The organism is Bacillus sp. (in: firmicutes) (assembly GCF_031983925.1).
Taxonomy (GTDB): domain Bacteria; phylum Bacillota; class Bacilli; order Bacillales; family Bacillaceae_G; genus Bacillus_A; species Bacillus_A pacificus.
The window spans coordinates 698,280-723,038 of sequence record NZ_DALYZR010000002.1; the positions used below are offsets into that span (position 1 = coordinate 698,280).

The window sequence follows — 24,759 nt, forward strand, 5'->3', positions numbered from 1 at the left end:
TTGACAAACACATTCATCACCTTTATTGTATTAAGTGTATTACACATAGTAGTACACTTAATACAAGTCAGAAAGGAGACATTGCTCTTGCATATTCAACTTGATCCAAGAAGCAACACTCCGATATGGGAACAAATTGTTCAAAATATAAAAGAACTCGTATTAAAGAACATGTTAGCTCCAAGTGACAAACTACCTTCTGTACGGGAACTCGCTTCTTTACTCGTTATAAATCCAAATACAGTGAGTAAAGCGTATCAAGAGTTAGAGCGACAAGGGATTATTGAAACATTACGAGGAAAAGGAACATTTGTATCCCAATCGATTACCCCAACATTAGACGAAAGGAAAATCGCTATGGTTGAAAAGCAATTTCATCAATTACTATTAGAAGCCTCTTATCTTGGTGTTACGAAAGATAAAATTCATGATTGGATAGATTCATACTATAAAGAGATTGGAGGAAATGCGAATGCTGAAAGTGACAAACTTGAAGAAGACAATTGATAATCAAACAATTTTAGACGATGTTTCTTTCACATTGCAAAGAGGAAATATCATCGGATTACTCGGAAGAAACGGTGCGGGGAAAACAACTTTATTACGAACGATGGTCGGCATTTTAGACCCTGATGAAGGATGTGTTACATATGAGGATACCGACATTCATAAGAATCCTGAAACGAAACAAAAAATCGTATATGTTCCGGATTCTACTAACATACTGAACGGCTATACGGTAAAAGAAATTGTAAAGTTTTATAAATCAGTTTATGCCGCATTTGATGAAGCATATTTCTATGAACTGTTAGAACGTTTTAACTTACCAAACAAACGAATTCGTAGTTATTCAAAAGGAATGAAAGCACTGCTTGCTATCATTTTAGCGGTTTCTACAAAGGCAGAATATATCATTTTAGATGAACCGACAAATGGGCTTGATCCTATCGTTAAACGGCAGATCCTCCAATTTCTCGTTGGAGAAGTTGCAGAAAAAGAAATTACCATTTTCATCTCAACTCACCATTTAGATGAAGTGGAACAAATTGCAGATACAATTATTATATTAAAAGGCCATACTATAGCTTCTATTACATCACTAGACGATGCAAAATCACAATTTGCTAAAATCCAAGTAGCTTATGAACGTTCACTACCTCAAAAACTAGAAAACTTAAGCAATATTAAAATATTAAATCAAACAGGAAAAGTATATACAATCTTAATTGAGGGAAATGTGGCTACAACACTGGAAAAGTTTTACAAAGAACAACCACTGCTCATTGAAGAATTAACAATGTCGCTTGAAGATATTTTTATCACTACATTTGAGGAGGATTCACATGTTTCATAAAGCTTTATGGATGAGGCAATGGAAGCAAGGAAAATATATAATTCTATTATTTTGGTTAACTAGTTTATATCAACTACCTTATAAATATTATCAAGAAGCGCAAACGCAACTAAAACTATCAAAAATGAAGTTTGGTGACTATACATATTACTACTCCTACTATTTTCAGACATCTGATGGTGCCGTCTTCTTTCAAGGAGCTACTCTAATTGCACTCGCTTGTCTTTTAATTGGATGGGAACGTAATAATCAATCAAATGATTTTCTATTCTCGATGCCTTTTAAACGAAAGGATATTTTTTTAACAAAATGGTGGCTTGGTGTTTTGAATATTATTACAGTACAAATTATTTGCTTGATTAGCATGTACGGAATAAAGAACATGTCGTTTCACAATGAGTATCAAACCTTTGCTCCGTTCTATAGTTACTTTCTATATGCTACCGTTGTACTTATCGCTATTTATACATTCGCCTTATTTATCGGGACTATTACTGGACATATATTTTCTCAAAGTATTTTAACTATCATTCTATTATTTTTACCATACGGTTTTGGATTGTTAATTTCCGGATTCATTTATTCACACACACAATGGTCTGTAGATGCAATGGGAGAAATAGAGTACCATACTCATGAGTACTTACAACATATAGGTATCATTTCACCATTAGAATATTTTTCTATTACTTATGATTACCACCCGATAGAAACATTTGATGACTATGGCAATAAACTTCCCAGTGTATCACAGGACAATCCTACGGAGCGTATTTCTGTACCTTCTCCTTGGACACTATTAACACCATTTTCTTACATCATTACCTTTTTATCAATAGCAACCTTTCTATACACACGTACACCGAACGAACAAAGTGGAAAAATACTATTGTTTCCTAACTTGCAAAAATGGTTCATAATTTGCACTGTTCTATGCTTCGGACTACTTGGTGGTAGAATATTAGGCGGACGAGATGCACTTCTGTCTTATTATGTTGGATTTTTCCTATTCGCTACCATAAGTTACTTCATTTTTACACGTCTATTAAAATTGAAATTTGCTTTTGCAGGGAAATAAATATGCCATGAATTATTTAACTGTTATATGAACCAAATAAAAAAAAGCATTGCACAAGAGCAATGCTTTTTTTATATCCTGATCCAAATAAAGAGGTTATTTCACATTCTCTCTTCTTTTCCCATACTCTTTTTCTTGCTTCGTTCCAAACCCGTCACCATTTGCCACAATTTGATCTGTTGGAGCAACTATGCTTTCAGCAATTCTCCATTCTCCACCTTGTTGAATAAACACTTGCATAAAATAATTCATTCCATTTAATTGATACGGATTTTCTTTTTTTACTTCATAACGCGCTGCAACATAATACACTTGTACATTCTCAGCCTCAAACTTAGAAATATATTGTGATAATCTTGGGATGTATTGTGATGCTTTCTGAAGTGGAAGCTGTTTTACTTTTACAAGAGAAGACTTCTTTATATTACTGATCGTATCTTCGTGCCGAATGTTATCACTATGATGAAATAAAATCGCATTCTGCATTGAACGAATCCATAGTTTTGAATATAAAACAGGTTGCTTATTTGAAATATGTTGTAATTCTTTTTGAACGACTTGAAGAGGCGTAGCGGCATCTACGAATTGATGAAAGCCGAAAAAGCTTCCCATCATAATGAAAAGCGTACAGATACGTTTCATAATTTTCCACTCCGATTCTTTTTAATTAAAGTATTGGAGTTTCAAAATATTTTTATTCAAAAGAAAAAGGATAGGAAAGCTGTCGCTCCCTATCCTCATTTATTATAATACGCGGCCAAATAGCTCTAACACCATTTCTATTTCTTGGTCGCTCCAACCTTTAAATCTCTCTTTATAATACTCTTTACGCACAGCTTCAAGTTTTTCAGTTACTTCTCTTCCGTGTTCTGTAATTTCTAAGTACACGATACGACGGTCTGAATTTGAACGTTTTCTTTCTACAAACCCTTTTCGTACGAGACGATCAGTAACAGCTGTAATATGACTGGAGGTTACGTTTACTTCACTCGCAATTTGCGAAGCCATCTGTGGACTTTTTAAAAATAATGCGCGTAATACAGAAAATTCATTATATGGCATATGTTCTGCAAAACGTGTATTAATATCATTTTGTAATAAACGTATCATCTTTCTAAATGATCCGGATAACTCTAAAATCAATGTTTCTCTTTTTTCGTTCACTAGCCTCGTCCCTTTTTTATCATATTTACACATATTATAATCTATAAATACCCTCGTTGTATATGCTTTCTTTCTTTAACATTCCCATTTATGTAACTTTTTCATACAAATTTCTTTTTTGTTCACACATATACATATAAAAAGGATGGTGATGGAAGATGCAAGGTGGAATGAACCCTTATTTACACAACGTACGTACAGCAAATACTGGTAAAGAAGCTACCATTACGGTGCAAGGTGAAGGCGTTGTGAAAGCAAAACCAAATGTCGTTATATTAACAATCGGTATTCGTACAGATCATAAAAATGTAAAACAGGCACAAGAAGAAAATGCAGTGCAATCAAAACAATTATTAGATGCACTGAAACAACTAGGTATCGCTGAAAAAAATATAGAAACCATTTCATATACGATTACGCCTCAATACGAATATATAAATGATAAAGCATTACTACAAGGATATCGTGTGGAACATTTGTATGAAATTACCGTTTTAAATGTACAAAAAGCAGGGGAAGTATATGATATAGCCGTTTCAAATGGAGCAAACGTAGCAAAAGGATTACGTTTTAGAATATCTCACCCAAATAAATATTATGAGCAAGCTCTCATTCAAGCTCTGCAACAAGCGGTAGAAAAAGCTCGTGCTATTGCGAGTACATACAATTTAAACATTAATCCTGTTCCACTCTCATTCGTTGAAGAATCTGCTCAATTACCACGGGAAGTTGCATCCTATGCTGCTTTACATGCACAAGCAGCTCCTCCCATTCAATCGGGAGAATTAGAGATCATTTCTACAATACGAGCGATTTTTACGTATTTATAAATAATTTCATTTATAAGTAAACGTTATCATTTTCCTTGTTGTAAAAACATGATGTTCTGATATAATAAAGGACGGTGAGCTCTTACAAAAGAGATATCACGGGTGGGAGAGGGATATGAAAAAGAAGGTTTAACATGAAAGGAATACTTGAAAGAACATTTAAATTAGGTTTACACGAAACATCACCAAAACAAGAAGTTTTAGCTGGAGTTACGTCATTTTTTACGATCGTATATATTATGATTGTAAATGCATCCATTTTATCCGATGCTGGCATTCCTCTTGAAGCTGGAATTTTAGCAACTGTTTTCAGTTCATTTGTCGGATGTCTGCTCATGGCATTTTGGGCAAATGCACCTGCTATTCTTGTCCCTGGTATGGGTGTAAATGCATTCTTCACGTACACTGCTGTGCATACGCTCGGATTAACTTGGCAGGAAGCATTAGCAGCTGTCTTCATCTCTGGTATTATTTTTGCAATTGCTGCGTTTACACCAATCGCTCGCGTGCTTTCAGTATCGATTCCAAAGTCACTAAAGGAAGCTATCACTGTCGGCATCGGATTATTTTTAGCATTTATCGGATTGCAAAAAGGTGGTTTAGTCGTTTCGAATCCAAATACTGCTGTTGCAATGGGTAAATTAAGTAGCCCTGTCGTTCTTGCGACCGTGCTTACTCTTATCGTTGCACTCATATTATTTATTCGTAACGTACGTGGAAACTTTTTATGGACGATTGCAATAGGAACTGGTATTGCATGGCTGTTTGGCCTTGTTGATACAAGTCAAATCGGAAAGAGTTCATTCTCATTCGCGAGTTACGGCGATGTGTTTGGGGCTATGTCATTTGGCAAACTTTCTTCCTTACCATTTTGGATTGCAACATTCTCCTTAAGCATGGTGCTTATTTTTGAGAACATGGGACTTCTGCACGGTTTATTAGAAGATGACCGTAAATTCCCACGTGCTTACCAAGCCAATGCAATTTCAGCAATGACATGTGGTCTATTTGGCACAAGCCCTACCGTATCAACAGTAGAGAGTGCCGCAGGTATTACTGCAGGCGGAAAGACAGGTCTGACGTCTATCGTTACAGGGTTGTTATTCTTTGCCTCACTGTTTGCACTTCCGTTTGTCAAACTAATTCCTGATAGTGCCATTGCACCAATCTTAATTATTATTGGCGGCCTGATGATTACAAGCATTCAACAAATTCCTCTGAACGATTTTTCAGAAGGATTTCCAGCGTTCTTAATTATCGTCATGATCCCGCTCACATATAGTATCGCTGATGGCATTGCGTTCGGATTTATTGCTTATCCTATCTTAAAAGTTGCTCTTGGAAAGCGTAAAGAAGTCGCACCGTCTATGTATATCATTACATGCTTATTCTTAGCCATGTTCGTATTACATGCTATTGGTTAAGTAAAAACACCGAGGAATTTTCCCTCGGTGTTTTTTATTTAAACCATCCTTTTTTATAAAACCAAGCCATCATGCCGCCGCCAATTAGTGCCATAATAAGTAAACAAATAAAATAACTATATTGTCCACCGAGCTCTGGCATATGTGTAAAGTTCATTCCATATACTCCCGCAATAAATGTTAATGGCATGAAAATAGTCGAGAATACAGTTAATGTTTTCATAATGTTATTCATATGATGCGAGTTTAATGAAAAATAGCTATCTCGAATATCTGCTGTTAACTCCCGGCTTGCTTCAATCATTTCGGTCAGTTTAAGCAAATGATCATGTATATCTTTAAAATAAATTTCATGATCACTTATACCGTAAAAACGAGTCGAATTTAAAATGCGATACAATAAATCACGCATCGGAATAATTGTACGTCTTAACTTCGATAAATCTGCACGTATATCAAATACTTCTTCTAGTACACTTCCTGCCGTTTCACCCGTTAAATTATCATCAATTGCATTTAAATGATCCTCAATGTAATATACAGGCGCAAAATAGTCATCTACAATTTGATCGATAATTGTATGCGCTACGTGTAAAGGACTATTTTTAATACGCTTCTTTTCTCCAAGCGTTTTCCATACTCTTTCAATTGCATTGTTATGAGAAAAGTGGAAAGAAACAATATAACGATCACTAATAAATAAATCAATCTCGTGCGGTTCTAATCCATCCTCACCAAATGCATGAAGAACTAAAAAGTTATATCCATCATAAAAATCAACTTTTGGCCTCTGTACATATTCTATGCAGTCTTCAATTGCAAGGGGATGGAACTTAAAATGATCTTGCAAAATGTATGTATACTCTTCTTTCGTTGGCTTATATAAATCTAGCCAATACCATACAATATGGTCTTTCTTTGTTTCCTCTAGCGAAACATCATATAATACTTCATCTGTTTTTGTTATTGCACAAATTCTAATCATATTTTCACCCATTATTATTATAAACAAAAAATAGTAAAAAAAGCCAAGGAGAAATACTCCCTGGCCCTTCTTTATTATTCAGTAACGATGCCGTGCACTAATGTTGGTGCATCTACATGCTCTTTAGAGATCTTCATGTTCTCATAAATTTTTGCTTTTACGTCTTCTACATTTTCACGGTTTGCGTAAATGGTAACAAGGGATTCACCTTTTTTCACGCTGTCCCCTACTTTTTTACGAAGCATTAAGCCAACAGCTAAATCAATTTCAGATTCCTTCGTCGCACGTCCTGCTCCTAAAAGCATTGCTGCTGTTCCGATTTCATCTGCAACGATTTCTGATACATAACCGTCTTCCTTCGCTTCCACTTCAATTTTAAATTGTGCTTGTGGTAATTTAGAAGGATCATCAACAACAGATGCATCGCCGCCTTGCGCTGATAAGAACGTTTTAAATGATTCTAGCGCCTTACCGTTGTTCATTACTTCAATTAATTTCTCACGTGCATCTTCTAGAGATGAAGCTTGTCCAGCAAGGTATACCATTTGACTTCCAAGCGTTAAACATAACTCTTCTAAATCTTTCGGTCCTTTACCTTGTAACGTATCAATTGCTTCTTGTACTTCAAGTGCGTTACCAATAGCCTCACCAAGTGGTTGACTCATATCAGAAATAACAGCCATCGTATTACGACCAACGTTATTACCAATGCGTACCATTGCTTCTGCTAAACGTTTTGCATCTTCATCTGTTTTCATAAATGCACCTGCTCCAGTTTTTACATCAAGAACAATTGCATCTGCACCAGCAGCAATTTTTTTACTCATAATTGAGCTTGCAATAAGCGGAATTGAGTTTACTGTTGCCGTTACATCACGAAGTGCATACAATTTTTTATCCGCAGGTGTTAAGTTTCCACTTTGACCAATAACTGCGATTTTATTTTCATTTACAAGACGCATGAATTCATCATTTTCGATTTCAACATGGAATCCTGGAACTGCTTCTAATTTATCAATTGTACCACCAGTATGTCCTAGACCACGTCCAGACATTTTTGCAACCGGTACACCTAAAGCGGCTACTAATGGACCTAATACAAGTGTTGTTGTATCACCAACGCCACCTGTCGAGTGCTTATCTACTTTTACTCCTTCAATAGCTGATAAGTCGATTGTATCACCGCTATTTACCATTGCCATCGTTAAATCTGCACGCTCTTGATCGTTCATATTTTGGAAGAAAATTGCCATTGCAAGTGAACTTACTTGATAATCAGGAATATCACCATTTGTATATCCTTCAACAATAAAGTTAATTTCTTCTGTCGTTAATGCATGTCCGTCACGTTTTTTTGCAATTAGGTCCACCATTCTCATTGTGAGGTCACCCCTTCATTTGTTTTACGATTGCTTTTACTAATGCTAAGAAGTTAGCTTTAACACGTTCTGTCGTTTCGATTACTTCATCGTGGTGAAGTGGCTGATCTAAAATACCAGCTGCCATATTTGAAATACAAGAAATACCAAGTACTTTCATACCAGCATGACGCGCTACAATTACTTCAGGTACCGTTGACATACCAACTGCATCTCCGCCAAGTGTACGAAGCATACGAATTTCAGCAGGTGTTTCATATACAGGACCTGTCATTCCAACGTATACACCTTCTTGTACTTTAATATTTAAGTCTGCTGCAACTTGTTTCGCCATTTCGCGAAGCTCTACTGTATATGATGTAGACATATCAGGGAAACGTACACCCATTTCAGAATCATTTGGTCCGATTAATGGATTTGTACCCATGAAGTTAATGTGATCTGAAATTAACATAAGATCGCCTGGTTCGAATGATGTATTTACACCACCAGCTGCATTTGTTACAACAACTGTTTCTACCCCTAGTTCTTTCATAACACGAACTGGGAATGTTACTTTTTGCATATCGTATCCTTCATAGAAGTGGAAACGTCCTTGCATTGCTACTACCGTTACACCTTGAAGTGTACCGAATACTAGTTGACCTGCATGGCCTTCTACAGTTGAAACTGGGAATTCAGGGATTTCACTGTAAGGTACTGTTACTGCGTTCTCGATTTCATCTGCTAATACACCTAGTCCAGATCCAAGGATTAGTCCTACTTGTGGTGTCTCTTGAAATTTCTCTTTTAAGTATGAAGCTGATTTTGTAATAAGTTCACGATTCATTTGTTTATCCCCCTATTTCTTTAGCTCGTTTAAGAAGCTTGTTCCGTATTCTGGCATTTTCACACCGAAGTTTTCTGCTACAGTTGCACCAATATCAGCAAATGTTTGACGAAGTGGTAACTCTTTTCCGCCTTCTTTCATGCTTGGGCTATATGCTAATAACGGTACATATTCACGTGTATGATCAGTACCATGATGCACTGGGTCATTACCGTGGTCTGCTGTAATTAATAATAGATCATCTTCTTTTAGTTTTTCGAATACTTCTGGAAGACGTGCATCATATTCTTGCAGAGCTTCTCCGTATCCTTGTGGATCACGACGGTGACCGAATAATGCATCAAAGTCAACTAAGTTTAAGAAGCTAAGACCTGTAAAGTCCATATTTAATGTATCTACAAGCTTATCCATTCCATCCATGTTAGACTTCGTACGAAGTGATTCAGTTACCCCTTCACCATCATAGATGTCAGAGATTTTACCGATAGCAATCACATCATAATCACTATCTTTTAATTCATTCATTACTGTACGGCCGAATGGTTTTAATGCATAGTCATGACGGTTCGGTGTACGTGTAAAGTTTCCAGGCTCACCAACGAATGGACGAGCGATAACACGGCCTACCATGTACTTCTCATCTAACGTTAATTCACGTGCAATTTTACAAATTTTATATAACTCATCAAGCGGCACTACTTCTTCGTGTGCTGCGATTTGTAGTACGCTATCAGCAGAAGTGTAAACAATTAAAGAGCCTGTTTCCATTTGTTCTTGACCAAGTTCATCAAGTATTTCAGTTCCAGAAGCTGGTTTATTACCGATGATTTTACGGCCTGTTTTTTCTTCTAATTCATCAAGTAATTCTTTTGGGAATCCTTCTGGGAACACTTGGAATGGTGTATCAATGTAAAGACCCATAATTTCCCAATGACCTGTCATTGTATCTTTACCAGTAGATTTTTCTTGCATTTTTGTATAATATCCAAGTGGTTTTTCTACTTTAGAGATGCCTTTCATTTCACGAATGTTACCAAGACCTAATTTCACCATGTTAGGCATTTGTAACCCATTCATATGTTCAGCAATGTGACCAATTGTGTCAGATCCTAAATCACCAAATTGTTCAGCATCTGGTGCTTCACCGATTCCAACAGAGTCCATTACGACTAGGAATATACGTTTATATTTATTCATAACTGCGACCTCCTATAAGTTCAGTTCTACTTCTTGTAGTATGTTCAAAACGCTATAAAGTGAAACTGTTCTCCATAAGAATTATCTTTCGTTCTCATTATCAAACAGTACTTCTTTAAATCATTCTCTAACCTATTTCGTTTACCTTGAAACGACGCAAAAACATTTCTAGTTTTTTCTAAGTCAGATGTCAGACATCTGATACTGATATCATAACATGTTTACGCTTTCTTTTTAATACATTTTCGTAGAATTTCTCATTTTCTTCACACTTCTATTGTAATCCATTATGCACAGAAGTGCTAATCATTTTATGATTTATTTCTTCATATAAAGTGAAATTTTAATCAATGGCGGTTTTGTTCTTTCCCACTGATCATTTTCAGGATAAAAATAAAAAAAGCAGCTCTAAAGAGCTACCTTTTTATTTTACTTCTACTGTTTCTTCTTTATGTTCATGCAATTCGCCTTTTTTAACATGAACTTTCACTTTGTAAGAACCGTTTTCTTTGAAAGTATGTTTCGTTTCATACTCCCCTTTATTTCCTTCTTTCGCTGGAATAAATTCGTGTTTTTCAACACCATCTTTCCAAATTTCAAGTTGGACTTCAGCACCAGTTAACGCTTCTTCTTTTTGTTTTAAGTGAACTTTCATTGTTGATTCAGCATTTGCTTTTATGTCACCAGCCATAAGGTGGATCATTGTATCGCTTTTATGATCGCCATGTCCTGCACCATGATCACTATTTTCTTTTTTCGCATCTTCTACCTTCGCATTTCCTACAGCCACTTTTACTTCTGGCATAACATGCATTTCACGTGCATTTGTGTGAGCAATAATGTGGTATACTCCATCCGTTTCGAACGTTTTCTCTACAGCATAAACACCTTTTCCTTTATGCTTACCTTCTAGCATCTCGTGCTTTTCGTCGCCAGCTTTCCAAATTTCAAACTTTACATCATCAGCATCTGTTACCTTTTCTTTTCCTTGTGTAACAAGTGCTTGTACTTCTGTTTTTTCACCAGGTTTAATTTCTTTCGGATTTGTTTGAACTGCTACTTTTACAGCTTCTAGTTTCTGTTCTTTTTTCGGTTCTTCTTTGTTTGTATTACAGCCAGCCAATGCTAGCATCGCGATAAATAAAGTCATAATAAGTTTTTTCATCATCATTTCCTCCTTCATACTTTATTTAGTATAGAGGAAAAACATTGTAATATTCTAGTCTTCTGCTGAAAACAATGTACGAAATGTTTGTGAAGTTTCTGTGAAGTGCTATAGCCTTTTGAATCTATGAAAAAAGAGCATAGTATCTATGCTCTCGGATGAAACTGTTTATATACATCTTTTAATCTAGTTTTTGAAACATGCGTATAGATTTGTGTTGTTGAAATATCTGCATGTCCAAGCATTTCTTGCACAGCACGTAAGTCTGCACCATTTTCTAATAAATGCGTAGCAAAAGAATGACGCAACGTATGAGGTGTAAGCTCTTTTTCAATATTTGCTTCTTTCGCTAATCGTTTTAAAATTTTCCAAAATCCTTGTCTTGATAATCGATTTCCATGATGGTTTAAAAAGAGTGCATCTACTACTTTTTTCCCCATCAATTCTCTTCTTCCCTTTTCAATATACTTTTGAATCGCTTCCGTCGCTAAACTTCCTAGTGGAATAATTCTTTCTTTATTCCCTTTCCCTATGCATCGAACAAACCCCATCGTTAAATGTACATCTTCTAAATTTAATGCAATTAATTCTGAAACACGAAGTCCTGTTGCATATAATAACTCTAGCATCGCTTTATCACGAACCCCAAAAGCGCTCGTCATTTTTGGTGTCTGCAGTAACGCCTCTACTTCATCAACTGACAATACTTTCGGTAATTTCCGTTCTCCTTGCGGCGTTTCAATATGTACGGATGGATCGTGCTCTACCGCTCGTTCACGAAGTAAAAATTGGTGAAACGAACGAATCGATGCAATATGACGTGCTAATGTTTTCGAAGATTTTCCGTTTTCTTTTAAGTGCTGCAGAAAATTAACAATGTGCAAGCGTGTCACTTCGTGAAAGCTTTTCGCTTGTTCTACATTTTGCAAATACTTTACATAACTTTTTAAATCACGTTCATAAGATACTACTGTATTTTTCGCTAGCCCTTTTTCAACAACCATATAATGAATAAAATCTTTTAATTGATCTTCCAATCTACACTACTCCCCATTTTCATAGAAAAACATCATTCTATTTACGAAAGCATCCTTTGCCGGCTCTTCATTCCCTGATACTTTTTCTACAGTCTCTTCTTTTGGCTTTTCATAACGATGATAGCTTTCATATTCTTCATTTATCCATAGTATAGCGAAATAAAACAAAATCGTACAACTTGTAAATAATAAAAATACTTTTATCCCATCAAAAGTTAATTTTAAAGCTCGACGCATTGTAAATTCCTCCAAAATATAAGTTATTACAACATATGCCAAGCTTTCACCAATTTATACCTTATTCAAATAAAAAACCTCTTCCTAGTTAAATAGGAAAAGGTTATTTTTCATCCGTTTCATTTTCTTGACAATTTTTACAAATCCCATGGAATGTTAAACGATGATCCTTCACCTTAAAGCTCCAGTCATGTTCTACTTTCCTTTCCACTTCACCAAGTAAATCTTCTTGTATTTCTTGTACAGCACCACATTGTGTACAAATCAAATGATGGTGGAAACGCTGCGCACCTTCTTGGCGTAAGTCATAGCGTGAAACACCGTCTCCGAAGTTAATCTTATCGACAACTTTTAACTCAGATAATAGTTCTAAAGTTCGATAGACGGTTGCTAATCCGATCTCTGGCGACTTTTCTTTTACAAGGAGGTAAACATCTTCTGCGCTTAAATGATCTTCTTCATTTTCTAGCAGCACACGAACTGTTGCTTCACGTTGCGGTGTTAATTTGTAGCTCGCTGCATGTAATTGCTTCTTAATTCGTTCAATTCTTTCTTCCATTCGGTACTACTCCCTCCTCGCCACTCTTACACCATTATATCAGAAGAAGGGCTTCTGTCAAAAGAAAAACAATAAAAACAAATTGATAATTATTCTCATAAAGTATTTATTGTTTATTAATAGCCTCAACGACTTCTTTCATTAAAACTGGTGATGCATAAGCTTCCACACTAGAAGCAAGAGCTAGCACCGCTCCAATTACAAGAAAGAAGCATGTATAACGGATCAATAATGGTAATAGCGGCTCAGTTATTTTTCGTATAAATTGATGCCTAATCATGCGTAAGGAAAAACTTACGGCAATTGTTGTCATAACGAGAAATACTGGGATGATAATGAGATTTTGTGGCAATACAGAAACGAATGCTAATAATAATCCATTCCATCCATGCTGACTTACTAAGAAACCTACTGTAAATCCGACAACTACTCCTTTTGCAAATAATAAAATAAAAATGAGTGGCAATCCAATAATTGAAATCCCTAAAATCCAAATAAATCCAATGTATTTTAATTGTGAAAAGTAACTTTCTCGAAACATTTCGCCTGCAATAGCAAATTCTCCTTTAGAAACTTGTCCAAAAAAACGTTGCAAATAAAATGATAAATCTTGTTTTTGATTTAATTGTAAACTATTTACAAGAATCGCTCCAAATATTACTCCCATCAATAACAAAACAGCGTTAAATATATATAATGAAGAGTTTTCCTGTATGTGAGACATTACACGGTCTTGCCAAGTTTTTCTCCACATTTTTCTTCCCTCCGTTCACACTCTTAGTAAAAATGTATGAAAGAAAGAAAAAAGTATGACGAATTAACATTGAAATTCCGCTCTACTTTGCTAAACTAAAAAGTAGAGAATAGGAGGGATTTCTCTTGAAACCATTATTATTAGATTTTCCAACATTATTTCAAACTGAACGCTTACAAGTTCGTAAGCCATTTCCAGGTGATGGTGCAGAAGTGTATGAAGCAATACAAGCTTCTCTAGAAGACTTAGTACCGTGGATGCCAATTAACGCTGAAACAGAAGAAAGTGCTGAAGAAATCGTTCGTAACGCTCACGGACAGTTTTTACTTCGTGAAACACTTGATTTTCACTTATACGATAAAGTATCTGGTACATTCATCGGAGCTATAACGCTCAAGCCTGAAAATTGGGATATTCCAAAGTTTTCACTTCACTTCTGGCTACATAGCGCTTATACAAAACAAGGCTATATGACCGAAGCTGTAAAAGGTGCCATTCAATTTGCCTTTGATAAGCTAAGCGCTCGAAGAATTGAAATTCGTATTGATGCAACAAATACAAATGCATGTAACTTAGCAGAACGTTTAGAATTTATTCTAGAAGGTACAATGGAAAATGATTTCATAGCACCAGATGGTAGCTTACGTGATGCACGCGTATATGCAAAAATTAATTAAAAAACACTCGCCTTTGGCGAGTGTTTATTTTTGTAGTTGTAAATATTGTACTGCAAACATCGTCTTCGCATCGTGAATACGAAGATCTTTCATAAGAGTAGTTGCTTCTTCTAATGATACTTCCATTAATTCCACAAACTCATCTTCATCTAACGCAGCTTTATTTTCTTTTTTCGTCAAACCTGTCGCTTTATATACATATAAAATTTCATCTGCAAATCCTGGAGATGTATAGAAAGAAGTAATAAGCTCCATATTTTCACATACATAACCTGTTTCCTCTTCTAATTCACGAACTGCTGTCACCTCAGGTTTTTCACCTGGTTCTAACTTGCCAGCCGGAATTTCTATAATCGCCTTTTCAAGCGCTTTACGATACTGCTCAACAAGCACAATTTTCCCCTCATCAGTAATAGCAATAATAGCAACTGCACCAGGGTGATTTACAATTTCACGTTTACTCATTGCTCCATTTGGTAATACTACATCATCAACACGAACTTTTATAACTCTACCATCAAAAATCGGCTCAGTTTTTACTGTTCTCTCTGCAAGATTACTCATACTACTTCATCTCCCTGTTCTATTTCCTATTCTTTCCTCATACATTTTACCACATTGAAAGGAGCGTGATAGAAATGAAAGTTTATATTTTACCAAATCGCGTCACTTTAGTCGGAAAAGCATGGCAAATTCGCCATAAGCTAAAACAATATGGCAAAGAGTATACAACTGTACAAGAGTGGATTACAGCAACTAAAAAGTAAACGTTTGTCAACCTCTTTTCCCTTGCGTACAATAAGAATAAGGAGAAGGAGGTTGACTTATGAAAAAACGTCAATTAGGAAACTCAGATTTATATGTGACAGAAATGGGACTTGGCTGTATGTCTCTCGGTACATCTGAAACAGAAGCCCTGCGTATTATCGATGAAGCAATCAATTTAGGAATCAATTTTTTTGATACAGCGGATTTATATGATTATGGATTAAACGAAGAATTTGTTGGAAAAGCCTTAAAAGGAAAACGAGACCAAATTGTCCTTACAACGAAGGTTGGAAATCGATGGACAGAAGAAAAAAATGGCTGGTCTTGGGATCCTTCTAAAAATTACATAAAGGCTGAAGTGAAAGAAAGTTTACGTAGACTTCAAACTGATTATATTGATCTTTATCAACTTCACGGCGGAACGATTGAAGATCCTATAGATGAAGTAATTGAAGCCTTTGAAGAATTAAAAAAAGAAGGTATCATTCGCCATTACGGTATTTCTTCTATACGTCCAAATGTCATCCGTGAGTATGCAAAGCGTTCAAATATCGTTAGTGTTCTAATGGAATATAGCCTTTTGAATCGTCGCCCTGAAGAATGGTTCCAGCTTCTTAATGAACATCAAATTAGCGTCATTGCTCGCGGACCACTTGCAAAAGGAATTTTAACTGACAATAATGCAAGAAAGATAGAAAGAGTAAAAGAAAAAGATTACCTTTCTTATTCTTACGATGAATTATATGCGACGCTTACGAATGTAAAAGAAATAATTGGAGAAAACGCCTTAACTGGAACAGCTATTCAATATTGCTTACATAACGAAACTGTTGCAGCTGTTATACCTGGTGCAAGCTCTATTCAACAATTACGAGAAAATGTACAGTCTAGTAAACAAACACAGTTAACAACAGCAGAATATACACAGCTTCAGCAAATTGTGAAATGTGATACGTACGCATTACACCGTTAAAAAGACGCTACCATACTGGTAGCGTCTTTTTATAACGTATCATATTTATCAGGATTCGTTCCTACATGTAAATTACGATTTAACGTATTAATTTGAGTCATCTCTTCTTCCGTTAGTGAAAAATCAAAGATAGAAAAATTCTCCTGAATGCGAGATGGTGTAACAGATTTAGGAATCGTCACAACCCCGCTTTGAATATCCCATCTTAATATAACTTGCGCAGGTGTTTTTTCATATTTAGTAGCAATAGCCTGAATAATTGGGTGCTGAAATACTTCTCCGCCTCTCATTAACGGACTCCATGCTTCCATTTGAATTTGCTCACCTTGACAGAAATTACGCAATTCAAATTGTGTTAACATTGGATGAAGTTCCACTTGGTTTACCATCGGCTTTACTTTGCAATTTGGTAATAGCAGTTCTAAATGATGTTTATGGAAATTAGAAACACCAATCGCGCGCACTTTACCTTCTTCATACAGCTTTTCTAACGCTCGGTACGTATCAACATACTTCCCTCTTATTGGCCAATGTATTAAATATAAATCTACATAGTCCATTTGTAATTTTTTTAAGCTTTTCTCAAAAGCCTCAAGTGTTTCCTCGTATCCTTGATCATCGTTCCAAACTTTTGTTGTAATAAAGATCTCTTCTCTCGGAATCCCTGATTCACGAACCGCTTCTCCGACACCGCTTTCATTTTCATATACAGTTGCTGTATCAATCGAACGGTATCCAACTTCTAACGCTGTTTTTACTGCTTGTTTTACTTCGTCGCCTTCTTTCGCTTTATAAACGCCTAAACCAATCATCGGCATTTTTACGCCATTATGAAGTGTAGTTGTTGGAATGTGCACAGTCGTCTCCCTTTCATTATTACATTTTTTTATAAGCCACCACTTTATTTGAACAAGATTCAACAAAAAAGTCAAAACATATGTACAGTTTACATAATAAACTTATATACTTTCTAAAATAATGCGAACTCATTCATTCACATTATTTTCTATCCATTTCTTCGCTTTTTCATCAACATTACGTACAAACTCAGTTTTCCCTTCCGAATATAACGCACCATCATATGTATACTTTTCAGCTAATTCTTTCTTTAAAGTTGCATATGCCTCAGCTTCTTCACAATGAGCCATCATATAATCACGAAATGCTAAATGCCTTACTATCTCAGGGTTTCCTTTTTCAAACACGTGTAAGTGATACGAGCGTTTTTCCTCCGTTCCATGAATAAAATAACGGCGTCTTGAAATACCATTCTCCCCTTTTACGATATAGCCAAGCTCTTCAAAACGTTCATTCCACCTATCTACTCTGTCGATACTCTCTACTTCCATAATCATATCTATAATTGGTTTCGCTGCCAGTCCTGGCACCGATGTACTTCCAATATGATGGACCTTCACCTTTTCTGGCATCGCCGCTTTTAATCTTTCAGCCTCCATTTGAAATTTTTCACCCCAATGATTTTCATGCGGAACAACTACAATTTTTCTCATTCTAACTCCCCTTTTCTTACAAGCTCGTCAAAAAAATGATCAGCGTTATTCACTGATCATTTTCGTTATTATTTAAAGTCTTTCCAAGTAAGGTTACTTTCACTTAACAGTTCTTCAAATGATTTATTCTTTTCACGTTCTTTTTGTTCTTGGCGCTTTCTTTCCTGTTCAGCTGCCTCTTTTTTCTCTTCTCTTACTTGCAACTCTTTCTTCTTATTCTTTAATTGCTGCATGAGTGAATCATTTAATTGATCACCTAATGTAAGCGACTCTTTCTTTTGTTGATTCACTTGCGATTGTCTTTGCATTTGTCTTTGTTTCTTTTTCTTCATACTACTCACCTTTTACTTTTTTCTCCATTATAGTAGATACACAATGAACTCGACAATAAAAAAGGGTCTTTACTCTATTATTCATCTTTTGTAAATATGTTAATTTTTCGAAAAAACCAAATTTTTGTATAGATATAATCCTATGAATCTATTAAAATTATGTCGTATGATGTCAGATTATAAAAAAGGAGAATTATATTATGTGGAAAAAAATTATTCCTGCTGTTGCCGTTTTAAGCACCATTACTTTTTCAACCGTATTTGCCGCTCCCCCATCCCAGGCTCCAGCTGAACAAAACCGCTACATAGACGTACAAATACTTGGTATTAATGATTTCCATGGACAACTAGATACTGTTAAAAAAATTAATAACAAAGAAGCTGGTGGCGCTGATTACTTAGCTACTTATTTAAAAGAACGTAAAAAACAAAACCCGAATACACTTCTCGTACACGCTGGTGATATTGTCGGAGCTAGTCCACCAGTTTCAGCATTATTACAAGATGAACCAACGATTGAATTTTTAAATGACTTAAAATTTGATGTTGGTACAATCGGAAACCACGAATTTGATGAAGGTATCGATGAAATGAAACGTCTCATTTACGGTGGCTATCACGAAAAAACAGGAAATTTCAAAGGTGCTAATTTCCCTTATGTCGCTGCAAACTTCTATAATAAATCCACTGGCCGCTTATTTTTACCGCCATTTACTGTAAAAATGGTAAATGGTGTGCCTGTAGGATTCATTGGCGTAGTTACAACTGATACACCAAATGTGGTGATGCCTACTATGCTTAAAAATGTAGAAATCACTGACGAAGTAGAAGCAATTAATAAATCAACGCAGCAATTAAAGCGTCTTGGCGTTAAATCCATTGTCGTCCTTGCTCATGTCGGCGGAACAACAGATGAGTCTGGTGTGACAAATGGAGACCTTACTCGAATTGCAAATGAAACAGATCCGGAAGTTGATGTTATTTTTGGTGGGCATAGTCACACGTATGTAAATGGTACTGTAAATAATAAACTAATCGTCCAAGCAAACTCTTACGGAATGGCTTTCTCAGATGTAGATGTAACAATTGATCGTAAAACAAAAGATATTGTAAAGAAAAAAGCTGAAGTTGTTACAACATACCATGAAGGTGTAGAACCTGATAAACAAGTAAAGAAAAAATTAGATCAATATAAAGAAAAAATTGCACCACTTGTAAATGAAGTTGTCGGAAAATCTACAGCACCTATCGACCGTAAACAAAATGATGCTGGTGAGTCCACTCTTGGAAATTTAGTTGCCGATGCCCAGCGGCAAACGATGCAAACTCAAATCGCACTTATGAATCCAGGTGGCATTCGTAATGACTTAGATGCTGGCGATATTACATGGGGCGAATTATATGGCATTCAGCCTTTTGGAAACCAATTAATTAAAGTAGATTTAACAGGCCAAGATATTCGTGACATTTTAAATCAACAATGGCAAAAAGGTACGACGAGAATGCTTCAAATTTCAGGTATTCAATATACGTGGGATGCAAATAAACCAAACGGTGAAAAAGTTACAAATATACGTTTAACAAACGGTGAAGAATTATCTCCATCTAAAACGTATAGCGTAGTGGCAAATGCCTTTTTAGCTTCTGGCGGTGATGGATTTGTATCATTTAAAAATGGTAAAAATGCAGAAACTGGTCCAAACGACTTTGAAGCGCTAGTCGATTACGTAAAACAATTAAAAGAACCTATTCAGCCAATTATCGATGGTAGAATTCAAAAAATAAATTAAGTACACTCATAATAAACAACCTTAATTTTTCATCGTAAAAGATACACATGGACCTTTTATTTTATCCGTCATATATGTGAAACCTAAAAAGGATACTCGTTCTGACAATGAACATAGTATCCTTTTCTTTAGTTATCAATATGTGATGTGTTATTAAAATCATATTGTTGTAAAAATTGTTGTAACGCCTCTTCTACAAGTTTAGATTTTTGAATTCCTTTCGATTCTGATATAACGTCTAGTTTTGCTAATATTTCTTTATTAATAGAAAAGGTACGTTTCTTTTTTTCTGTACTTATATTCATCATGGGCGCAATTACTTCTTCTTTCTTTCTTAATAACTCATAAATACTTTGTAATTGTTCATAAATTAATAGTTGATAATCCGTTTTCGCATATTGAAGGGCTGTCGCTTCTTGGAGTTGTAAGTGACGCGGTTCTTCTCCATCTCCTACAAAAATACGCTTTTTCTGTTCTCCATCATATTCGTATCCAATCAATCTTAATTTCTTCGATAATGTATACGGGCTTATTTCAAGACGTTTTGCTATAATAGCGATGGATTCACGCCTATTTAAACAATCGATAATTTCTCCAATCGTCACAATTTCCCTCCTCCCGTGTTGAAATGACACTAGTATGGTATGTTACAATGATTTTCTAACAGTATATGCAAAACGAATAGCCTGTGCGATTCATACGATTTTAGAAAAGGAGGTTTTCAATATGCTTTTTCGTAGCAATACCCCGCAGTTCTATAATAAAAATAAAAAACTCATGCCTAATAGTATCGCTACGATGGAAAGCGTTATGATTAACAACCGAAAACAAACTCTCCTTATGCGCGGGCAAAACGTAGAGCAGCCTATTTTATTATGCTGTCACGGTGGACCAGGCATGGCACAAATCGGATTTATTCGTCATTTTCAAAAAGAATTGGAGAAACACTTCATCGTAATTAATTGGGATCAGCGCGGGGCAGGTAAATCCTTTTCAATGAAAGATTTCGGAGCAAATTTTACAATCGAACAATTCATTTCCGATGCAAAAGAAGTGATTCAATATGTACTTAAAAAGTTCAATAAACAGAAACTATTTCTCGCTGGTCATTCTTGGGGAAGTATTATCGGGCTTAACATAGCACACCATTATCCACAATATATCGAGGCTTATATCGGTATTGGGCAAATTGTACATATGAAACAAAACGAAGAATTACTATATCAGCATTTAATTCGTTCTGCAAAAAAACATAATCATAAAAAAGCATTAGCGTCCCTTTTAAAATTAGGAAAACCGCCATTTTTAGATACGAGACGCCTTATTATTCAAAGAAAATGGCTTGGCACATTCGGAGGAGCAATCCAAAACGGATCTTCCTTTTCGTTCATACGAAAAGGCTTCTTTTCCCCTGAATATACGCTATTAGATTGGTTCAAGTTTCTCGCAGGGAATTTAAAATCTGGCGTTTTATGGGAAGAAATGTTGACAATCGATTTCTTTTCTTCTATTACGAGTTTATCTATTCCAGTTTATTTTTGTTCTGGTCGCTATGATTATCAAACTCCTTATGCACTCGTTCAGGAATATTGTGATGTAATAGAAGCACCGATAAAAAAGATGATTTGGTTCCCAAATTCAGCACATTCTCCCGATTTAGAAGAGCCAGAATTATTCGCTCGTTCTTTACAATCCATTAAACAAGAGCTAGCTTTTCACCATTAGTAACAAAAGGCTCTTTTACATTTCATAAAAAACAATTTATAATAATATGTCGCAACTATGTATAAATATAGCAAGGTGCTTCATATTTACTTACCTTAACACAATAAAATTTTGGGGAGATTACATTTATTATGAATGCTGTACTCGTTGCAGTAGCAGTTATGCTATTGCTTAGTTTATTACGTGTCCAGGTCATTGTCGCCATCATTGTTGGAGCTTTAACAGGCGGAATTATCGGCGGACTCGGTATTTCAGAAACGATTAACACTTTTACAACTGGTCTTGGAAACAGTGCTCCAATCGCTTTAAGTTATGCAATGCTTGGCGGTTTCGCTATTTCTCTTTCCAAAACAGGACTTCCAGATGCCATGATTCAAACGGCATTAAAATGGATTGGCAATGAACAAGACACGAAAAAACAAGTTTATTCTAAAATACTTATTCTATTCATCATTTTAACGATGGCTTGTTTCTCACAAAATGTGATTCCTGTTCATATCGCTTTCATCCCCATCTTAATTCCAGCACTTTTAAAAGTATTAAATGAGCTGAAAGTGGATCGCAGACTTGTTACATGTATTATTACATTCGGATTGATTACTCCTTATATGTGGATTCCAGCAGGGTTCGGAAAAATTTATCATGACGTATTGCAAACAAATGCTGCGCAAAGCGGTCTTACATTTGATGTCGCGCTTATTCCAAAAGCAATGACGATTCCAGCAATCGGTATGATTATCGGATTATGTGTAGCGGTGTTCATTACGTACCGAAAACCTCGTACGTATGAAACAGAACAAATTCATACTACCGCAAATGAAATCGTTCCCTATACAAAACGTAGCATTACTTTCGGATTATTATCTATCATAGCCACATTAACTGTTCAATTAGCAACAGAATCAATGATTTTCGGTGCTTTAGCTGGGATTATCGTCTTATCAGTAAGTGGTAGTCTACCTCTTAAAGAAGCAGATGCGATATTAACAAGCGGAATGCGCATGATGTCCTTTATTGGTTTTGTTATGATTGCGGCCGCTGGATTCGGAGCTGTGCTTCGAAAAACAGGACATGTTGAATCTCTTGTGCAAACGAGTGCACATATAATTGGAAACAACAAACCACTCGCTGCATTTCTTATGCTTGTAATTGGACTTCTCGTTACGATGGGAATTGGTTCATCCTTTTCAACCATCCCTATTTTAACAACAATTTTTGTACCCCTTTGCATGCAGCTTGGATTTAGTCCAATGGCCACCATTGCCATTATCGGTACAGCCGGAGCGCTAGGAGATGCAGGATCTCCAGCATCAGATAGTACACTTGGACCAACATCTGGTTTAAACGCTGATGGTCAACACCATCATATATGGGATACATGTGTACCAACTTTTCTGCATTATAATATACCGTTACTTATATTCGGATTTATTGCCGCAATTACATTATAAAAGGTGCGTTTTATACGCACCTTTTACTTTTTTATTTTTCTCTTTAATTGTTGCAACGCTATTTTCCCATTTTCTTCGCTACAACTTTCCATTTGCATAAATGACGGACCTGCCCATTCACTGTCTATACTCCCGTTTATTCCAATAATTTTCACTTTATCCGGTATACGGATATTTAATTTTTTTGCTGCTCGAATTAACTCAAAAGTAATCTTATCACTTGAAGTTACAATTCCATCTACATACGGATTGTTTTGCAATAACGTAACAAACTGTTTATTCGTATACCCTTGTACACATTCTTCTCGATAAGAGATTCCTTCCTCCCAAACAGCATCTAAAAATCCTGATATGTACTCTTCCATTTCTTCACTATCTTCGCCCTCACCGAAATAAGCAAGAAAGTGACAACCTTTTTCTTTTAATAAAGAGACCGCTCTTTGGCCACTTTCATAATAATTTGCATGGGATTTTTTTTCATCAATCACAACAAACGGAAGTGGGATTTCTCCTATACTTTTAAAAACGGATCTTGTCAAAATAACACCTGCAACGTTATTTTCCTTCAACATATGTATGTATTTATCTTTATTCTCTATATTACAAACAATAATTTGATATCCTTCTTTATACGCTATTTCCTCAATACAATGTAGCAAAGTGATGTTTGATGGGTCATATAGATTATCTACAAGTAATGCAATTATCGTTGAATTCTCTTTAAATAATGGCTTTGCTGCACTATTTGGCCTATAACGTAATTCCTCAATTGCTTCCTTTACTTGTTTTACTGTGTCCTCATGAACGTATCCTTTTTCATTTATAACTCGTGAAACGGTTGCGACTGAAACACCTGCCAATTTTGCAACATCACGTATAGTTGCCACATCGTCACCCCTTAATATGGTAATAGATTACAATTTTACGGTAACCTAAATTACAATATTCGTCAAGGTTAATAACTTATATTTCTGAAAATTGTTACATCATTACACTAAACTATATTCTAATTGAATTTCATGTAAAATCGGGATATTATCATACCCAATGCGCGGAATTTCTTTCTTTATTTTTCGTGCCTCTTCAACTGCATTTACATATAAATTCGTCATTAAAAAATTACGTTTTTGGTAAAAACGTAACGCATTCATATTATCATTTGTTGTTATAAGCCAAACCTGCCTGCACTGTTCTTCTTCTGCAACTCGTAATACACAATCCACAAGTTTTGTCCCTATTCCTTTTCTTTCTTTAAAGCTATCTAACGATACAATTTCGCACATATTTCCAATCAATTCATACGTTATAATTCCGATTATTCTGTCTTCTGAGAGCGCAACAAATCCTGGCAACTCTTCTAATTGATGCTCCTTACCACGTGAAACCATCAATGAACTCCCCCAGTTCTCACACATGAACATTCGGATTGTTTCTTTCATCGCTGGCGTAATTTTTTGTATATGCACCATTTCCTATTTCTCCCCTTTTCTATCCTTGTGATACAATATAAGTGTATCACATGTAACGGTATTTGGAGGAT

The 24,759-nt window shown here is 35.6% G+C and carries 29 protein-coding genes; 11 read left to right on the forward strand and 18 right to left on the reverse strand.

Translation table 11 applies throughout. From position 1 onward, the window contains the following. The first annotated feature begins 87 nt into the window (after positions 1-87). Genes RTP99_RS09575 through RTP99_RS09585 form a run of 3 tightly spaced genes read left to right on the forward strand, consistent with a single transcriptional unit; the run spans position 88 to position 2,432 of the window. Positions 88-507: a GntR family transcriptional regulator gene (locus tag RTP99_RS09575; RefSeq protein ID WP_000548039.1), complete on the forward strand. Its 420-nt coding sequence runs from the start codon at positions 88-90 to the stop codon at positions 505-507. Beyond that, positions 473-1,354 (forward strand): ABC transporter ATP-binding protein, encoded by an 882-nt coding sequence (locus RTP99_RS09580; protein ID WP_000922106.1) that lies wholly within the window; start codon positions 473-475, stop codon positions 1,352-1,354. Before RTP99_RS09575 ends, RTP99_RS09580 begins: the two co-directional genes overlap by 35 nt. Further along, entirely contained in the window at positions 1,344-2,432 is a 1,089-nt protein-coding gene (locus RTP99_RS09585) for an ABC-2 transporter permease (RefSeq protein WP_000468515.1), read from the forward strand. The genes RTP99_RS09580 and RTP99_RS09585 overlap by 11 nt, the downstream gene beginning before the upstream one ends. A 96-nt stretch (positions 2,433-2,528) precedes the next feature. Here RTP99_RS09585 and RTP99_RS09590 read toward each other — a convergent pair whose 3' ends face one another. Together RTP99_RS09590 and RTP99_RS09595 are read right to left on the reverse strand one after the other, a co-directional pair. After that, the gene (locus RTP99_RS09590; protein ID WP_000820924.1) at positions 2,529-3,074 is read right to left on the reverse strand and encodes a hypothetical protein; all 546 of its coding nucleotides are present in this window, start codon (positions 3,072-3,074) and stop codon (positions 2,529-2,531) included. Between the two features lie 102 nt (positions 3,075-3,176). Next, the gene (locus tag RTP99_RS09595; RefSeq protein ID WP_001003309.1) at positions 3,177-3,596 is read right to left on the reverse strand and encodes a MarR family winged helix-turn-helix transcriptional regulator; all 420 of its coding nucleotides are present in this window, start codon (positions 3,594-3,596) and stop codon (positions 3,177-3,179) included. 158 nt (positions 3,597-3,754) lie between these two features. Here RTP99_RS09595 and RTP99_RS09600 point away from each other — a divergent pair, with 158 nt between their 5' ends. Beyond that, positions 3,755-4,426 (forward strand): SIMPL domain-containing protein, encoded by a 672-nt coding sequence (locus RTP99_RS09600; RefSeq protein ID WP_001161446.1) that lies wholly within the window; start codon positions 3,755-3,757, stop codon positions 4,424-4,426. A 134-nt stretch (positions 4,427-4,560) separates the two neighbouring features. Beyond that, positions 4,561-5,850: an NCS2 family permease gene (locus RTP99_RS09605; RefSeq protein ID WP_000676252.1), complete on the forward strand. Its 1,290-nt coding sequence runs from the start codon at positions 4,561-4,563 to the stop codon at positions 5,848-5,850. A 34-nt stretch (positions 5,851-5,884) separates the two neighbouring features. On the opposite strand, the gene corA is transcribed toward RTP99_RS09605, so the two are convergent. From corA to spoIIM, 9 genes are all read right to left on the reverse strand, one after another. Continuing rightward, entirely contained in the window at positions 5,885-6,847 is a 963-nt protein-coding gene (gene corA, locus RTP99_RS09610) for a magnesium/cobalt transporter CorA (RefSeq protein ID WP_001998197.1), read from the reverse strand. 62 nt (positions 6,848-6,909) lie between these two features. Beyond that, entirely contained in the window at positions 6,910-8,214 is a 1,305-nt protein-coding gene (locus tag RTP99_RS09615) for a pyrimidine-nucleoside phosphorylase (RefSeq protein ID WP_001243085.1), read from the reverse strand. 7 nt (positions 8,215-8,221) lie between these two features. Then, complete coding sequence (locus RTP99_RS09620; protein ID WP_001078446.1) at positions 8,222-9,043, reverse strand: purine-nucleoside phosphorylase; 822 nt, start codon at positions 9,041-9,043, stop codon at positions 8,222-8,224. A 12-nt stretch (positions 9,044-9,055) separates the two neighbouring features. Next, the gene (gene deoB / locus RTP99_RS09625) at positions 9,056-10,240 is read right to left on the reverse strand and encodes a phosphopentomutase (RefSeq protein ID WP_001046082.1); all 1,185 of its coding nucleotides are present in this window, start codon (positions 10,238-10,240) and stop codon (positions 9,056-9,058) included. A 424-nt stretch (positions 10,241-10,664) separates the two neighbouring features. After that, positions 10,665-11,408 carry a FixH family protein gene (locus RTP99_RS09630; protein WP_061183923.1) on the reverse strand — a complete coding sequence of 248 codons (744 nt, stop codon included), beginning with the start codon at positions 11,406-11,408 and terminating at the stop codon, positions 10,665-10,667. A 143-nt stretch (positions 11,409-11,551) separates the two neighbouring features. Continuing rightward, positions 11,552-12,442, reverse strand: a complete 891-nt coding sequence (gene xerD / locus RTP99_RS09635; RefSeq protein WP_000390084.1) for a site-specific tyrosine recombinase XerD — start codon at positions 12,440-12,442, stop codon at positions 11,552-11,554. Positions 12,443-12,448: 6 nt separating this feature from the next. Then, complete coding sequence (locus RTP99_RS09640) at positions 12,449-12,679, reverse strand: YqzK family protein (RefSeq protein WP_001250432.1); 231 nt, start codon at positions 12,677-12,679, stop codon at positions 12,449-12,451. A gap of 103 nt (positions 12,680-12,782) precedes the next feature. Beyond that, positions 12,783-13,238, reverse strand: a complete 456-nt coding sequence (gene fur / locus RTP99_RS09645; RefSeq protein WP_000392655.1) for a ferric iron uptake transcriptional regulator — start codon at positions 13,236-13,238, stop codon at positions 12,783-12,785. A gap of 106 nt (positions 13,239-13,344) precedes the next feature. Then, positions 13,345-13,962: a stage II sporulation protein M gene (gene spoIIM, locus RTP99_RS09650; protein WP_225990965.1), complete on the reverse strand. Its 618-nt coding sequence runs from the start codon at positions 13,960-13,962 to the stop codon at positions 13,345-13,347. 155 nt (positions 13,963-14,117) lie between these two features. Between spoIIM and RTP99_RS09655 the strand changes: the two genes are divergently transcribed. Then, complete coding sequence (locus RTP99_RS09655; protein ID WP_000803491.1) at positions 14,118-14,669, forward strand: GNAT family N-acetyltransferase; 552 nt, start codon at positions 14,118-14,120, stop codon at positions 14,667-14,669. 24 nt (positions 14,670-14,693) lie between these two features. Here the strand turns inward: RTP99_RS09655 and RTP99_RS09660 are convergent, their stop codons facing one another. Continuing rightward, positions 14,694-15,233, reverse strand: coding sequence for an NUDIX hydrolase (locus tag RTP99_RS09660; RefSeq protein WP_000067038.1), 540 nt, complete (start codon positions 15,231-15,233; stop codon positions 14,694-14,696). Positions 15,234-15,307: 74 nt separating this feature from the next. Here RTP99_RS09660 and mciZ point away from each other — a divergent pair, with 74 nt between their 5' ends. Together mciZ and lolS are read left to right on the forward strand one after the other, a co-directional pair. After that, positions 15,308-15,436: a Z-ring formation inhibitor MciZ gene (mciZ, locus tag RTP99_RS09665; RefSeq protein WP_000870299.1), complete on the forward strand. Its 129-nt coding sequence runs from the start codon at positions 15,308-15,310 to the stop codon at positions 15,434-15,436. A 59-nt stretch (positions 15,437-15,495) separates the two neighbouring features. Beyond that, entirely contained in the window at positions 15,496-16,410 is a 915-nt protein-coding gene (lolS, locus tag RTP99_RS09670; RefSeq protein WP_000747237.1) for an aldo/keto reductase, read from the forward strand. A 29-nt stretch (positions 16,411-16,439) separates the two neighbouring features. Here the strand turns inward: lolS and RTP99_RS09675 are convergent, their stop codons facing one another. The 3 genes from RTP99_RS09675 to RTP99_RS09685 all read right to left on the reverse strand — a co-directional run bounded on the left by RTP99_RS09675 (position 16,440) and on the right by RTP99_RS09685 (position 18,253). Then, positions 16,440-17,267, reverse strand: coding sequence for an aldo/keto reductase (locus RTP99_RS09675; RefSeq protein WP_000548011.1), 828 nt, complete (start codon positions 17,265-17,267; stop codon positions 16,440-16,442). 129 nt (positions 17,268-17,396) lie between these two features. Further along, positions 17,397-17,921 (reverse strand): GrpB family protein, encoded by a 525-nt coding sequence (locus RTP99_RS09680; RefSeq protein WP_001227169.1) that lies wholly within the window; start codon positions 17,919-17,921, stop codon positions 17,397-17,399. 68 nt (positions 17,922-17,989) lie between these two features. After that, positions 17,990-18,253, reverse strand: coding sequence for a YqkE family protein (locus RTP99_RS09685; protein WP_000727563.1), 264 nt, complete (start codon positions 18,251-18,253; stop codon positions 17,990-17,992). 200 nt (positions 18,254-18,453) lie between these two features. On the opposite strand from RTP99_RS09685, the gene RTP99_RS09690 reads away from it, so the two are divergent. Then, complete coding sequence (locus tag RTP99_RS09690) at positions 18,454-20,043, forward strand: bifunctional metallophosphatase/5'-nucleotidase (protein WP_000265579.1); 1,590 nt, start codon at positions 18,454-18,456, stop codon at positions 20,041-20,043. A gap of 128 nt (positions 20,044-20,171) precedes the next feature. Here the strand turns inward: RTP99_RS09690 and RTP99_RS09695 are convergent, their stop codons facing one another. Next, on the reverse strand, positions 20,172-20,648 hold the full coding sequence (locus RTP99_RS09695; RefSeq protein ID WP_000151911.1) for a ribbon-helix-helix domain-containing protein: 477 nt from the start codon (positions 20,646-20,648) through the stop codon (positions 20,172-20,174). A 121-nt stretch (positions 20,649-20,769) separates the two neighbouring features. On the opposite strand from RTP99_RS09695, the gene RTP99_RS09700 reads away from it, so the two are divergent. Together RTP99_RS09700 and RTP99_RS09705 are read left to right on the forward strand one after the other, a co-directional pair. Further along, on the forward strand, positions 20,770-21,768 hold the full coding sequence (locus RTP99_RS09700; RefSeq protein WP_000898955.1) for an alpha/beta fold hydrolase: 999 nt from the start codon (positions 20,770-20,772) through the stop codon (positions 21,766-21,768). A 131-nt stretch (positions 21,769-21,899) separates the two neighbouring features. Next, on the forward strand, positions 21,900-23,219 hold the full coding sequence (locus tag RTP99_RS09705; protein ID WP_000994827.1) for a Na+/H+ antiporter family protein: 1,320 nt from the start codon (positions 21,900-21,902) through the stop codon (positions 23,217-23,219). A 23-nt stretch (positions 23,220-23,242) separates the two neighbouring features. On the opposite strand, the gene RTP99_RS09710 is transcribed toward RTP99_RS09705, so the two are convergent. Both RTP99_RS09710 and RTP99_RS09715 read right to left on the reverse strand, forming a co-directional pair. Next, on the reverse strand, positions 23,243-24,106 hold the full coding sequence (locus tag RTP99_RS09710; protein ID WP_000201353.1) for a LacI family DNA-binding transcriptional regulator: 864 nt from the start codon (positions 24,104-24,106) through the stop codon (positions 23,243-23,245). Between the two features lie 102 nt (positions 24,107-24,208). Continuing rightward, positions 24,209-24,688: a GNAT family N-acetyltransferase gene (locus RTP99_RS09715; RefSeq protein ID WP_000233408.1), complete on the reverse strand. Its 480-nt coding sequence runs from the start codon at positions 24,686-24,688 to the stop codon at positions 24,209-24,211. Between the last annotated feature and the right edge of the window lie 71 nt (positions 24,689-24,759).

Bases quoted from the DNA above. Each gene is read 5' to 3' on its own strand.
- RTP99_RS09700 (WP_000898955.1), top strand. From the start codon at position 20,770: ATGCTTTTTCGTAGCAATACCCCGCAGTTCTATAATAAAAATAAAAAA.
- deoB (WP_001046082.1), bottom strand. From the start codon at position 10,240: ATGAATAAATATAAACGTATATTCCTAGTCGTAATGGACTCTGTTGGA.
- mciZ (WP_000870299.1), top strand. From the start codon at position 15,308: ATGAAAGTTTATATTTTACCAAATCGCGTCACTTTAGTCGGAAAAGCA.
- corA (WP_001998197.1), bottom strand. From the start codon at position 6,847: ATGGGTGAAAATATGATTAGAATTTGTGCAATAACAAAAACAGATGAA.
- RTP99_RS09590 (WP_000820924.1), bottom strand. From the start codon at position 3,074: ATGAAACGTATCTGTACGCTTTTCATTATGATGGGAAGCTTTTTCGGC.
- RTP99_RS09585 (WP_000468515.1), top strand. From the start codon at position 1,344: ATGTTTCATAAAGCTTTATGGATGAGGCAATGGAAGCAAGGAAAATAT.
- RTP99_RS09630 (WP_061183923.1), bottom strand. From the start codon at position 11,408: ATGATGAAAAAACTTATTATGACTTTATTTATCGCGATGCTAGCATTG.
- spoIIM (WP_225990965.1), bottom strand. From the start codon at position 13,962: ATGTCTCACATACAGGAAAACTCTTCATTATATATATTTAACGCTGTT.
- RTP99_RS09600 (WP_001161446.1), top strand. From the start codon at position 3,755: ATGCAAGGTGGAATGAACCCTTATTTACACAACGTACGTACAGCAAAT.
- RTP99_RS09690 (WP_000265579.1), top strand. From the start codon at position 18,454: ATGTGGAAAAAAATTATTCCTGCTGTTGCCGTTTTAAGCACCATTACT.
- RTP99_RS09660 (WP_000067038.1), bottom strand. From the start codon at position 15,233: ATGAGTAATCTTGCAGAGAGAACAGTAAAAACTGAGCCGATTTTTGAT.
- RTP99_RS09685 (WP_000727563.1), bottom strand. From the start codon at position 18,253: ATGAAGAAAAAGAAACAAAGACAAATGCAAAGACAATCGCAAGTGAAT.
- lolS (WP_000747237.1), top strand. From the start codon at position 15,496: ATGAAAAAACGTCAATTAGGAAACTCAGATTTATATGTGACAGAAATG.
- RTP99_RS09620 (WP_001078446.1), bottom strand. From the start codon at position 9,043: ATGAATCGTGAACTTATTACAAAATCAGCTTCATACTTAAAAGAGAAA.
- RTP99_RS09615 (WP_001243085.1), bottom strand. From the start codon at position 8,214: ATGAGAATGGTGGACCTAATTGCAAAAAAACGTGACGGACATGCATTA.
- RTP99_RS09640 (WP_001250432.1), bottom strand. From the start codon at position 12,679: ATGCGTCGAGCTTTAAAATTAACTTTTGATGGGATAAAAGTATTTTTA.
- RTP99_RS09715 (WP_000233408.1), bottom strand. From the start codon at position 24,688: ATGGTGCATATACAAAAAATTACGCCAGCGATGAAAGAAACAATCCGA.
- RTP99_RS09680 (WP_001227169.1), bottom strand. From the start codon at position 17,921: ATGAGAAAAATTGTAGTTGTTCCGCATGAAAATCATTGGGGTGAAAAA.
- RTP99_RS09605 (WP_000676252.1), top strand. From the start codon at position 4,561: ATGAAAGGAATACTTGAAAGAACATTTAAATTAGGTTTACACGAAACA.
- RTP99_RS09580 (WP_000922106.1), top strand. From the start codon at position 473: ATGCTGAAAGTGACAAACTTGAAGAAGACAATTGATAATCAAACAATT.
- RTP99_RS09705 (WP_000994827.1), top strand. From the start codon at position 21,900: ATGAATGCTGTACTCGTTGCAGTAGCAGTTATGCTATTGCTTAGTTTA.
- fur (WP_000392655.1), bottom strand. From the start codon at position 13,238: ATGGAAGAAAGAATTGAACGAATTAAGAAGCAATTACATGCAGCGAGC.